The organism is Pseudomonas sp. P116 (genome assembly GCF_020149425.1).
In the GTDB taxonomy this organism is placed as follows: Bacteria; Pseudomonadota; Gammaproteobacteria; order Pseudomonadales; family Pseudomonadaceae; genus Aquipseudomonas; species Aquipseudomonas anatoliensis.
Map to the genome: position 1 here is coordinate 282918 of NZ_JACVHB010000009.1, position 11375 is coordinate 294292.

At 59.1% G+C, this 11375-nt stretch carries 11 protein-coding genes; 6 read left to right on the forward strand and 5 right to left on the reverse strand.

Features of this window, described 5'->3' with window-relative positions; all coding sequences use genetic code 11:
• Positions 1-63 precede the first annotated feature (63 nt).
• The 3 genes from ICA15_RS26340 (at position 64) to ICA15_RS26350 (ending at position 3226) form a co-directional block, all read left to right on the forward strand.
• Positions 64-1056: an NAD-dependent epimerase/dehydratase family protein gene (locus tag ICA15_RS26340; protein ID WP_210555039.1), complete on the forward strand. Its 993-nt coding sequence runs from the start codon at positions 64-66 to the stop codon at positions 1054-1056.
• A gap of 126 nt (positions 1057-1182) precedes the next feature.
• Positions 1183-2037: an ATPase gene (locus tag ICA15_RS26345; RefSeq protein WP_210555040.1), complete on the forward strand. Its 855-nt coding sequence runs from the start codon at positions 1183-1185 to the stop codon at positions 2035-2037.
• Between the two features lie 340 nt (positions 2038-2377).
• The gene (locus ICA15_RS26350) at positions 2378-3226 is read left to right on the forward strand and encodes a cache domain-containing protein (RefSeq protein ID WP_210555041.1); all 849 of its coding nucleotides are present in this window, start codon (positions 2378-2380) and stop codon (positions 3224-3226) included.
• A gap of 94 nt (positions 3227-3320) precedes the next feature.
• On the opposite strand, the gene ICA15_RS26355 is transcribed toward ICA15_RS26350, so the two are convergent.
• On the reverse strand, positions 3321-4838 hold the full coding sequence (locus ICA15_RS26355; protein WP_210555042.1) for an MDR family MFS transporter: 1518 nt from the start codon (positions 4836-4838) through the stop codon (positions 3321-3323).
• A gap of 79 nt (positions 4839-4917) precedes the next feature.
• Complete coding sequence (pobA, locus tag ICA15_RS26360) at positions 4918-6111, reverse strand: 4-hydroxybenzoate 3-monooxygenase (RefSeq protein ID WP_210555043.1); 1194 nt, start codon at positions 6109-6111, stop codon at positions 4918-4920.
• 178 nt (positions 6112-6289) lie between these two features.
• Here pobA and ICA15_RS26365 point away from each other — a divergent pair, with 178 nt between their 5' ends.
• A complete protein-coding gene (locus ICA15_RS26365) occupies positions 6290-7174 on the forward strand; it encodes a helix-turn-helix domain-containing protein (RefSeq protein WP_042560695.1) in 885 nt (294 codons plus the stop codon).
• 135 nt (positions 7175-7309) lie between these two features.
• Here ICA15_RS26365 and ICA15_RS26370 read toward each other — a convergent pair whose 3' ends face one another.
• Together ICA15_RS26370 and ICA15_RS26375 are read right to left on the reverse strand one after the other, a co-directional pair.
• A complete protein-coding gene (locus tag ICA15_RS26370) occupies positions 7310-7486 on the reverse strand; it encodes a hypothetical protein (RefSeq protein WP_176091768.1) in 177 nt (58 codons plus the stop codon).
• A 143-nt stretch (positions 7487-7629) separates the two neighbouring features.
• Positions 7630-8535: a LysR family transcriptional regulator gene (locus ICA15_RS26375; RefSeq protein ID WP_210555044.1), complete on the reverse strand. Its 906-nt coding sequence runs from the start codon at positions 8533-8535 to the stop codon at positions 7630-7632.
• A 115-nt stretch (positions 8536-8650) separates the two neighbouring features.
• Here ICA15_RS26375 and ICA15_RS26380 point away from each other — a divergent pair, with 115 nt between their 5' ends.
• On the forward strand, positions 8651-9529 hold the full coding sequence (locus ICA15_RS26380; protein ID WP_210555045.1) for an MBL fold metallo-hydrolase: 879 nt from the start codon (positions 8651-8653) through the stop codon (positions 9527-9529).
• A 119-nt stretch (positions 9530-9648) separates the two neighbouring features.
• Complete coding sequence (locus ICA15_RS26385; protein WP_210555046.1) at positions 9649-10263, forward strand: NAD(P)-dependent oxidoreductase; 615 nt, start codon at positions 9649-9651, stop codon at positions 10261-10263.
• Between the two features lie 170 nt (positions 10264-10433).
• On the opposite strand, the gene ICA15_RS26390 is transcribed toward ICA15_RS26385, so the two are convergent.
• Positions 10434-11315, reverse strand: a complete 882-nt coding sequence (locus tag ICA15_RS26390) for a LysR substrate-binding domain-containing protein (protein ID WP_210555047.1) — start codon at positions 11313-11315, stop codon at positions 10434-10436.
• Positions 11316-11375 lie beyond the last annotated feature (60 nt).

Sequence of the window (11375 nt, forward strand, 5' to 3'; positions counted from 1 at the left end):
CGCACTGTTTTTATCTTGCAGCTCGAAGCTTGAAGCTCGCAGCTGGTTTTGTTGGAGCTCTACATGAAAATTCTGGTCACCGGCGCAAGCGGCTTCATTGGCGGGCGCTTTGCGCGTTTCGCCCTGGAGCAGGGCCTGGGCGTGCGGGTCAACGGCCGCCGCGCCGAGAGCGTCGAGCATCTGGTGCGCCGTGGCGCCGAGTTCGTCCCCGGTGATCTGACCGATCCGCAACTGGTGCGCGATCTCTGCGCCGACGTCGAGGCCGTGGTGCATTGCGCGGGTGCGGTTGGCTTGTGGGGCCGTTATCAGGACTTCCATCAGGGCAATGTGCAGGTCACCGAAAATGTTGTCGAAGCCTGTTTGAAACAACGGGTGCGGCGTCTCGTGCATTTGTCGTCGCCGTCGATTTATTTCGATGGTCGCGATCATCTGGGTCTGACTGAAGAGCAGGTGCCAAAACGCTTCAAACATCACTATGCCGCGACCAAGTACCTGGCCGAGCAAAAGGTCTTTGGCGCACAGGAATTTGGCCTGGAAACCATCGCCCTGCGCCCGCGCTTCGTGACGGGCGCCGGCGACATGAGCATTTTTCCGCGCCTGCTGAACATGCAGCGCAAGGGCCGTCTGGCGATCATCGGCAACGGCCTGAACAAGGTCGATTTCACCAGCGTGCACAACCTCAACGAGGCGTTGCTCAGCAGTCTGCTGGCAGCCGGTTCTGCGTTGGGTAAGGCCTACAACATCAGCAACGGCGCCCCAGTGCCCTTGTGGGATGTGGTCAATTACGTGATGCGCAAAATGGACGTCCCACAGGTCACCAAGTACCGATCCTACGGGCTGGCTTACAGTGTCGCGGCGCTGAATGAAGGTGCCTGCAAACTCTGGCCGGGACGTCCGGAGCCGACGCTGTCGCGTTTGGGCATGCAGGTCATGAAGAAAAATTTCACCCTCGACATCAGCCGTGCACAGCATTATCTGGACTACGATCCGAAAGTCAGCCTGTGGACGGCCCTCGACGAGTTCTGCGGTTGGTGGAAAGCCCAGGACATTCGCTGAAACCTGTTGATACCAATCGGCCGGCCGGCAATGAACCGCACCGCAGGTTGAGGGTCAATCCCTGCGGCTGCGGCGGTTATACTTCGCAGCATTTAGCCATCACCGCGATTCACAAAGGTTGCCTCAATGTCCATGCGTAATGATGCCCACGACGATTTCGATGATGTACCGAGCCTGCGTGCCGACACCTTCGACGACGATGACATTCCGACCACTGCCCGCACCACCGTGCACTCGCGTACACCGCCGGTGGTCAAGGTCAAGGCTGCCAGCACCGGGCCGCTGTGGGCGTTGGTCGGTGCACTGTTCTTCGCGTTCATCGGCCTGGCATGGTGGAGTTTTCAGCAGATCTCGCTGATGGAGCAGCAACTGGTGGCCACCCAGGAAAGTTTCGCGCGAATCAGTGAGGAAGCGGCGGGGCGCTTGCAGGATATTTCCGGCAAGGTCGTCGCCAGCCAGACCAACGTCAGCACTGACAGCGAAGCCTTGAAGCTGCAAATCAAACAGCTGGAAGGCAGGCTGCTCGATCAAAGCAAACAGCAGCAGGGCGTGGCGGGGCAGGCCAGTGATCTGGACAAGCGTCTGGCGCAGATGAATGCCCAGACCACCGAGCAGCAGACCGCGAATACACAGTTGCAAGCGCAGGTAAAAGCTCTGGGCGCAGAGCTGGCAACCATTAAAAGCACTCCGGCCGACACCAGTAAGGTCGACGCTCAGCTCAAGGCTTTCGATGCGCAGTTCAAGAGCCTTGGCGCTGATATCGCGGCGCTGAAAAAGCAGGGTAACCCGAGCGCCGAGATTGATCGTCTGGCGCAGGAAATCGTCGTCCTCAAAAGCATGCAGGACAACCGCCCGGCCACGCCACAGGGTGGCGGCAACACGGCCGAGTTCGATGCGTTCCGTGGCCAGATGACCCGCAACCTCAACACGCTGTCGGCGCAGATCCAGAACTTGCAGCAGCAGATCAATGCGCGGCCCTGAGATCGGATGATGTGTCGATGAACCCTGTGGCGAGGGGTATCTGTGGAGAGGGGATTTATCCCCGATGGGCTGCGCAGCAGCCCCAATCCACACCACTCATTTTTGCTGACCCACCGCACTGAATGGCTTGGGGGCTGCTTCGCAACCCATCGGGGATAAATCCCCTCGCCACAGATAATCTGTACACAGATAAATCTCTTTTCACAGCTAAATCCCTTCCCCACAAATAAAACCACCCACCACACAAAGCTGCGGCAGTTTTCAGAAACAATCTGAATATCCATACATCACCCCAACCCGTCTACGCTCTTGAAACACCAACAAGAACGAGGGATGCGTCATGGGGTTTTTGCATAAAGTGGCCTGGCTCGGCGTGATGCTGTTAGTGGGGTTGGGGCAAGCCAGCGCCGCGACCACGGAGAAGGATGACAGCAAGGCTGCTATTGCCCTGCTGGAAAAGGCACTGGCCTATTACCACGACAACGGCGACAAGGCGTTCGCCGCGTTCAGTCGCCAGGGCGAGTTTGTCGACAAGGACCGCTACGTGTTCGTGGTCGACACCAAAGGCGTGATGCTCGCCAGTGGCGGCCCGTCATCGGCGCTCATCGGCCGCGATGTCAGCGAAGTGCTCGGCCCTGATCTGCAAAAAGCCTTCAAGGAAGCGTTGCGGGTGCCCGAAGGCAACGGCATTCAGCAAGCCGAATACCGTTGGCAGAACTGGTCCGACGGCAAGGTCGAACGCAAGCATGTGTTCTATCAGCGCATCGGCCAGCGCATCCTCGCGGTCGGTTACTACCTGCCCCGTGCGTCGGCAGAACAAGCCAAGGCGTTGCTCGACAAAGCCGCCACGGATCTTGGCAAAGACGAAAAAGGCACGCTCACGGCGATCAATTCGCTCAAGGGCGGTTATCTGCAGGATGACCTGTATGTGTTCGTGGTCGATCTGAATAACCAGCGCTACGTCGCCCACGGCACCAATCTGCGCCTGATCAATACCGACTTCAGCAAGATCAAGGACCCGGAAGGCAAACCGGTGGGCGAGCCGATTCTGGCCCTGATTGGCAAGCAGGACGACGGCGAATACGAATACCGCTGGAAGAACCCGGTGACCGGCAAGGTCGAAGACAAGCATGCGTACCTGAAGAAGGTCGGGCATTTTCTGGTGGCGGTTGGGTATTACAGCCCCTGAAAGTCAAAAGATCGCAGCCTGCGGCAGCTCCTACAAGGGGGCAATGTTTACCGAAACCCCCTGTAGGAGCTGCCGCAGGCTGCGATCTTTGCTGTTAGCGGGCGCCGTGCTCACGTCCGCGCAGCAGGTTGTTTGGCATCGCAATCGCCGCCGCCAGCCCCAGCAGCGATACCGCCGCACTGACCCACAGCAAATGCCGGAAGGTCATCGCAAGCTCCGCGCGCAAAGCGTTTTGCGCATCCCCCGGCGCTGCGTTCAAACCGTCCAGCAGCACGTTGCCGGAATGTCCCTCGGCCATCAGCGAAGTGCTCGCCAAATGGGCGAAATTCGAATCCTGCAGCAACGCCAGCAACAGCGCCGACATCAACGCCACACCCACCGCGCCGCCCAGCGAGCGGAACAGGTTGGTGGTGCTGGTGGCGACGCCAATGTCGCGTTGCTCCACCGAGTTCTGCGTGCCGACCAGTGAAGTCGGGAACTGCATGCCGCCGGCAATACCGCTGAGCAACATGAACAAACCGCTCATCAGCGTCGCCTCGGGCGGGCTGAAGGCCATGCCGACAATCGAGATCGGCATCAGGATCGCACCCGTCAGAATCTGTGGTTTGTAGCGACCGGTGATGGACGTGCGCCGGCCGGCAAAAAAAGCCCCGATCGGCAGCCCCATGGCCAGCGGCAGCAGGTGCAGCGCGGCACTGTCGGCGCCGGCACCGGTGACGGTTTGAAAGCGCAGCGGCATCAACACGATCAGCGAAATCGCCTGGAAACTGGTGAAGAAAATCGTGCACCAGCACAGCAACGCATTACGGTTGGCGAACAGATGCATCGGCAACAACGGCTCCCGTGCGCGACGCTCGTGCCAGACGAAAATCGCCAGCACCACGACCGCACAAGCGAACAACCCCAGCACTTCGCTGCTGCGCCACGAATGGCCCTGACCGACCTGCGTGATGCCGAGCAACAACGCCGTCAGGCCAATGATCATCAGCAACGTGCCGAGATAGTCGATGACCGGTTTGCGCTGCGGAATCGGCAGCCCGCGCAGATTGCGATTGGCCACCCACCAGGCGCCGAGGCCCAGTGGCAGGTTGATCAGAAACACCCAGCGCCACGACAGGTATTCGGTCATGTAGCCGCCCAGCACCGGGCCGGCCACGCTTGCGACGGCGTACATACTGCTGAAGTAACCCTGATAGCGGCCGCGTTCGCGTGGCGGCACGATGTCGCCAATGATTGCCTGGCTGACCGAGATCATTCCGCCCGCACCAATCCCCTGAAGAATCCGCGCCAGCACCAGTTGCTCCATGCTTTGCGCCATGCCGCAGAACAGCGAGGCCAAGGTAAACAGGCCCATGCCGAACAGCATCAGTTTGCGTCGCCCGTACAAATCGCCGAGCTTGCCGTAGATCGGCACCGCCACGGTCATCGCCACCATGTACCCGGAAATCACCCAGGCCAGCAGGCTGACGTCCTTGAACTGTGCGGAGATGGCCGGCATCGACACGGCAACGATGGTCTGATCCAGCGCACCCAGAAAAATCGCCATCATCAGCGCGACCAGCACGCTGCGAATGGCCGGTTTGGGCGTTTCGGGGTGATTGAGATGGGTCACGGGCAAAACCTGCGGGCAGTGGAAGTCCCGCAGATCATCAGGCGAGCGGGGATGCTCGCCAGTGTAAGTCGGTAGCAGGCTATTCGATAGCCTCATAAGGAAGTCCGACGTAATTTTCTGCAATGGTTTTTCGACCGGCTTCTGAACTGACAAAGTAGTCCAGTTCCGACGCGCTGATGCGTTGGGTGAACGCATCGTGATCGTCGAAGCGATGCAGCATCGAGGTCATCCACCAGGAAAAACGCTCGGCCTTCCACACCCGGCGCAGACAGATCTCGGAGTATTTCTCCAGTAGCTCCGTGCGACCGTCGCGATAGACCTTCAGCAGAATGTTGAACAGTGTGCTGACGTCGCTGGCCGCCAGATTCAAACCCTTGGCACCGGTGGGCGGGACGATGTGCGCGGCGTCGCCGACCAGAAACATCCGTCCGTACTGCATCGGCTCGACGACAAAACTGCGCAGCGGCGCGATGCTTTTTTCAATAGACGGGCCGGTGACCAGTTTCTCTGCAAGCTCCACGGGCAAGCGACGTTTCAGTTCATCCCAGAAGCGCTGATCGGACCAGTCGTCGACGTTTTCGTCTGCCGGCACTTGCAGGTAATACCGGGTGCGAGTCGCCGAGCGCATGCTGCACAGGGCAAAACCACGTTCGTGGCGGGCGTAGACCAGTTCGTCATGCACTGGCGGGGTATCGGCAAGAATCCCCAGCCAGCCGAACGGATACACCCGCTCGAACACCTTCAGACAATCAGCCGGAATCGACTGGCGGGCGACACCGTGGAAACCGTCGCAACCGGCGATGTAATCGCAGTCGACACGCCAGGCTTCACCGTCCTTTTCGAAGGTGACAAAAGCTTCGTCGCTTTTCATGCCGTGAGGAACGACATCGCTCGCTGCGTAAATCGTCGTCGCCCCCGCCTCCCGACGAGCGGCCATCAGGTCGCGGGTGACTTCGGTCTGGCCATAGATCATCACGTTCTGGCCACCGGTCAAAGCGTGCAGATCGATGTGCACCTGGCGCCCGTTCAACGCCAGATCGAACCCCCCGTGCAGCAACCCTTCGGCATCCATTCGCTGACCGACGCCCGCCTCACGCAACAGCTCTACCATGCCTTGTTCAAGCACACCGGCGCGAATCCGCCCGAGCACATAGTCAGGTGTTTGACGTTCGATGATGAGTGTATCGATGCCAGCGTTGTGCAGCAGTTGGCCGAGGAGCAGTCCGGACGGACCGGCGCCGATGATGGCGACTTGGGTTTTTAGCGTTTTCATTGTTTTTATGACTCGCAAGCTTCACGCGACATTCGCCGGTGAATGATTTTTATGGATCGAGTGCTTGCATTTTTCCCTTGCGGGTCTGTCAATTGAAGGTGAAAACTGAGCCGATACCTGTACATTCTGCCAATCGGGGCGATTATCGCCCGCAATACAAGAGGCCTGGATTGAAGTGATGAACAAGCCCGAGCTGCCTTCGATTCCGGTGTTCAAGCTCTACGGTGAAAGCCTGGACTGGCCGACCCCTGACTTGCTGCACTGTGAAACCATTTCCTCACGCAGTCGCGAACATCAATGGGAAATCAAACCCCACCGCCACGCCGATTTGTGTCAGTTGCTCTTCGTATTCAAAGGTCAGGCAGAGCTTGAAATCGAAGGCCAGCGCACCCAGCTCGAAACACCCGCGATTCAAGTCCTGCCGCCGCTGTCGGTGCATGGCTTTCGCTTTTCCGAGGACGTTGAAGGGTTCATCGTTACCCTCGCAACGCCGCTGATCCATCACTTGCAGGCTCAACTGGGCGACGCGGTGCACGCGTTGGCGCAGGCGCATGCTTACTCGGCGGGCAACGACGGCGATTATCTGAACAGCCTGTTTTCAGCGTTGCAGGCTGAGTACAACGGCCATCAACCGGCGCGGGAAATGCTCATGCATGCGCTGGTCAGCGTGATCATGGTCTGGGTCAGTCGTCAGGCAATCGTGCGCCATAAGGCCAGCCAGCGGCCACAGCGCCAGCGCGAATACCTCAATGGGTTTATCCAACTGGTGGAAGAGACTTACCGCCAGCATGTGAAGGTTGAGGATCTTGCGCATCGACTGGGCATTTCGGTGTCGCACCTCAACGGCACCTGCCGTGAGCTGGCGGGGCAACCGGCGTTGCAGATCATGCACGAGCGTCAGTTACTGGAAGCCAAGCGCTTGCTGACCTACACCAGCATGACGATTTATGAGATGTCGGAATTGTTGGGGTTTTCCGATCCGACCAACTTCACGCGGTTGTTCAGGCGTCGGGTGGGGATATCGCCAAAGGCGTTTCGCGACCGGTTGAAGGCCGAGCAATAGCCTCATAAACGCTGCAAAAACCTGTGGGAGCTGGCTTGCCAGCGATGGCGGTGGCTCAGTCGACATCAATGTTGAATGTGAGTCCGCAATCGCCGGCAAGCCAGCTCCCACAGGATCGCATTCCAGTCAGCTGGATCAGCGCAATGCGTTCAGCGTGGCATTGTGCGGAATGCAGCGCTCGAAGTTGCAACTCGCGTATTCGCGGGGCAGTTGTCGCTGTTGCTCGACCCGCCAGGCCGCAGTGCCATACAGCGCGAGCGTGGCGGCGCAGGTAATGAAAATTGCGAAATACCTTCTTGTTTTGATGTTCATGGTGTTCGACCTCTGAACGAATACTCTGCGGTATTACTTTCAGCATAGAACAAGATCAAAAGATCGTCCGATCGCGGCCCGAGCCTTTGGCAGCTCCTACATAGACCCTGTAGGAGCTGCCGAAGGCTGCGATCTTTTGATCTTTACAGGCCCACATCCCATTCAGGATTCTCGGGAAACCTCACCACCAGAAAATCCAGCAGGCTGCGCAACGCCGTCGGCATGTGCTTGCGTGAGGCGTAGACCGCGTAGATGTTCATCTGTCGCGGTTCGGCATCAGGTAGCAGCCGAATCAATTCACCCGCATGAATGTGCCCCCCGGCCTGATACGTCGGCAGCATCGCCACCCCGGCGCTGGCCAGGGTCGCGCGTAACAACGTACTGGCCTCGTTGGCGCTGATGTTGCCCTGCACCGGCACGGACACCTGCTCGCCATCCTCTTCGAAGTGCCACAGACTCTTGCCGAAATACGAGTGGGTCAGGCAGTTGTGCCGGCTGAGATCTTCGACGCGCTGTGGCGCGGGATTTTCGCGCAGATACGCCGGGGTCGCGCAGACCACCGAGCGGCACACCGTCAGGCGCCGGGCAATCAGGTTAGGGTCCAGATCGTTGCTGGTGCGAATCGCCAGGTCGATCCGCTCATCCACCAGATTCACCGTGCGATCAAGCATCTGCAGGTCAATGCTCACGCCCGGATAGCGCTTGACGTAAGCCGCCATCGCATCGGCCAGTTGCGCCTGGCCGAACGAGGTGCTGACGCTGATCCGCAGCAACCCGCGCGGCGCATCGTCGGGCTCGCTGACGGCGGCTTGCATGTCGCTCGACAGTTCGATCATCTGTCGGCAACGCGGCAGGATTTCACTGCCGGCAGCGGTCAGGCTCAATTTGCGCGTGGTGCGGTGCATCAGGCGTGCACCGACCCAGTCTTCCAGCTCTGCCAGATAACGCGAAACCACCGGGCGTGACAGGTCCAGATGATCGGCGGCGGCCGACTGGCTGCCCAGATCCACCACCGTGACGAATACTCGCATTGCTTGGAGACGATCCATGATTTGCCCGCTTTCAGAAACAAACTATGTTCAAGCATCGCATTTTTTGTACTGACTCAGGCAACTAAGCTCTGTCCCATCGCCAGACACGGCATTTCGGATACTGGAGCAACAGATGATCGGCTTCACCACAATCAAACGCGTTTTACTCGCCACGGCCTCCCTTGGCTTCGCCGCCCACGCAGCCGCTGCCAACCTTACCCTCGATGTCTATAATCCTGGCACCAACGCTATTTTTCCGGTGACCTCGGTACTGGTCAGCGGCGCGAAAGACGCGATTCTGGTCGACGCGCAGTTCGGCAAATCCCAAGCCGAGCAAGTGGTGGAAAAGATCCGCGCCAGCGGCAAGCACCTGACCACTATTTACATCAGCCACGGTGATCCGGATTACTACTTCGGCCTCGATACCCTGACCAAAGCCTTCCCTGACGCCAAGGTGCTGGCCTCGCAGCCGACCGTGGATCACATCAACAAAACCGTCGAAGGAAAACTCGCGTTCTGGGGCCCGAAAATGGGCGCCGACGTCCCTGCAAAAACCATCGTGCCGGGCGTCCTCAAGGGCGACAGCCTGATGCTCGAAGGGCAGAAGTTGCAGGTGATCGGGCTGGACGGCAAACAACCAGACCGCAGCTTCGTGTGGATTCCGTCGCTCAAGGCCGTGGTCGGTGGCGTGGTCGTCGCCGAAAACATCCACGTCTGGATGGCCGACACCCAGACCGCGCAATCCCACGCCGATTGGCTGGCGACACTGCACTCGATCGAAACCCTGAAACCGCAAACCGTGGTGCCGGGACATTACCTGGGTGAGAGCAGCCGTTCGCTGGCCAGCGTTAAATTCACTGCCGACTACATTAAAGCGTTCGACGCAGAAACCGCCAAAGCCAAGGACTCCACCGCATTGATCGCCGCCATGAAAAAGCGCTACCCGACGCTGGGCGAGGAAAGCTCGCTGGAACTGAGCGCGAAAGTCGCCAAAGGTGAGATGCAGTGGTAACCCGCTGACACTGACCGCTCAAAAACTGAGGACTGAAGACTGCATTTGTGGCGAGGGGATTGCCTTACAACAGTAGATTTTTGCCGTTACTGAAACACTCAAGCCAACTGGAGAATGTTATGAGCAAAATCGCAATCATTGGTGCCACCGGTCGTGCCGGTAGCCAACTGCTGGAAGAAGCCCTGCGTCGCGGTCATAGCGTCACTGCCATTGCCCGCGATACTTCGAAGATCGGCGCGCGTGCCGGTGTGGTCAGCAAGAATGTCGATGTGCTGGATTCAGCCGCAGTGCAAGACGCCGTTGCGGGTCATGACGTGGTGATCACCGCCGCGCATTTCGCCACGGTGCCGGCCAGCGCGATTGTCGGGCCGGTGAAGCAGGCGGGTGTGAAACGCTTGTTGGTGGTCGGCGGTGCTGGCTCGTTGTTGCTGCCGGACAACACTCGGGTGATCGACAGTGCAGGTTTCCCGGCGGAGTACAAAACCGAAGCCAGTGCCGGTGCTGCGTTTCTTGAGGCGTTGCGCCAGGAGAAGGATCTGGACTGGACCTTCCTGTCACCGTCGGCGGAGTTTGTCGAAGGTGAGCGCAGCGGCAAGTTCCGCGTCGGCCAGGATCATTTGCTGGTGAGTGAAGAAGGGCGGAGCTGGATCACTTTTGCCGATTACGCGATTGCGCTGATCGACGAGGTGGAAGCGCCGAAGCATTCGCGTATGCGGTTTACGGTCGGCTACTAAACCGACGCACCGCGCTGTCGGCTTCTAAACCACACACACACACACACATCCCGTGTAGGAGCTGCCGAAGGCTGCGATCTTTTGATCTTGTCTTTAAAAAACAAAAGTCAAAAGATCGCAGCCTGCGGCAGCTCCTACAGGGGATTAGGGTTTCTGGTTTGACGAGGTGTTCAGCGGGTGTGGGCCTGCTCAACCAGCCACAGCATCAGCTCTTCAAGCTGCGGCGAAGTTTCCCCGCCCTGCGGCACCACCAGGTAGTACGCCAGCCCGGTCTTCACCTTCAGCTCAAACGGCATCACCAATCGCCCGGCGTGCAAGTCATCACCGATCAGTGACCAATCACCGATTGCCACCCCCGTCCCGTGGGACGCCATCGACATGGCCTGATCCAGCGTCTCGAAATGCTGACCGCTGCTGACATTGTTCAATTGAAGTGCGGCGGCGCTCAGCCACACCGACCAGTCCTGCACATCGTGCGTCGGATGCAGCAGCAGATGTTGCTGCAGATCGGCGGGTGTCTTCAGCGCCGGCGAGCCTTTGAGCAGCAGTGGCGAACAGACCGGTGTCAGTTGTTCATCGAACAGATGCAACGCACCCGGCGAGTTGTCTGGCGGTGTTCCATAAATCACCGCCGCGTCGAACTGCTCACGTTGAAAGTCGACGCCATGTTGCAAAGACGCGGTCAGTTTCACCGGCACGTCCGGGCGCTCCTTCTGCCATTGCAGCAACCGTGGCAAAAGCCAGCGCATCACACAACTCGGCGCCTTGAGTTGCAGGGTCTGACGGCGCACGCCGATCTGCTCCACCGCCTCACCGAGCAGGCCGAACATCTGTTGCACGCGCAACATCCATTCCCGACCTTCGGCTGTCAGCTTCAACCCTCGGGCCAGACGAATAAACAGCGGATAACCCAGATGCTCTTCCAGCCCGGCGATCTGTCGGCTGACCGCGCCCTGCGTGATGTGCAACTGCTCGGCAGCCCGGGTGAAGTTGCAGCACTGGGCGGTGATCCAGAACGTGTGCAGGGCGGGCAGGGGCGGCAGTCGTTTCATGTGGATCCAAGCTATGACGTGAGGACATGGCTAGTATGACTTTTAATCGATTGTTGCGGC

Bases quoted from the DNA above. Each gene is read 5' to 3' on its own strand.
- ICA15_RS26345 (WP_210555040.1), top strand. From the start codon at position 1,183: ATGTCCATGCGTAATGATGCCCACGACGATTTCGATGATGTACCGAGC.
- ICA15_RS26390 (WP_210555047.1), bottom strand. From the start codon at position 11,315: ATGAAACGACTGCCGCCCCTGCCCGCCCTGCACACGTTCTGGATCACC.
- ICA15_RS26375 (WP_210555044.1), bottom strand. From the start codon at position 8,535: ATGGATCGTCTCCAAGCAATGCGAGTATTCGTCACGGTGGTGGATCTG.
- ICA15_RS26365 (WP_042560695.1), top strand. From the start codon at position 6,290: ATGAACAAGCCCGAGCTGCCTTCGATTCCGGTGTTCAAGCTCTACGGT.
- ICA15_RS26380 (WP_210555045.1), top strand. From the start codon at position 8,651: ATGATCGGCTTCACCACAATCAAACGCGTTTTACTCGCCACGGCCTCC.
- ICA15_RS26370 (WP_176091768.1), bottom strand. From the start codon at position 7,486: ATGAACATCAAAACAAGAAGGTATTTCGCAATTTTCATTACCTGCGCC.
- ICA15_RS26385 (WP_210555046.1), top strand. From the start codon at position 9,649: ATGAGCAAAATCGCAATCATTGGTGCCACCGGTCGTGCCGGTAGCCAA.
- pobA (WP_210555043.1), bottom strand. From the start codon at position 6,111: ATGAAAACGCTAAAAACCCAAGTCGCCATCATCGGCGCCGGTCCGTCC.
- ICA15_RS26350 (WP_210555041.1), top strand. From the start codon at position 2,378: ATGGGGTTTTTGCATAAAGTGGCCTGGCTCGGCGTGATGCTGTTAGTG.
- ICA15_RS26340 (WP_210555039.1), top strand. From the start codon at position 64: ATGAAAATTCTGGTCACCGGCGCAAGCGGCTTCATTGGCGGGCGCTTT.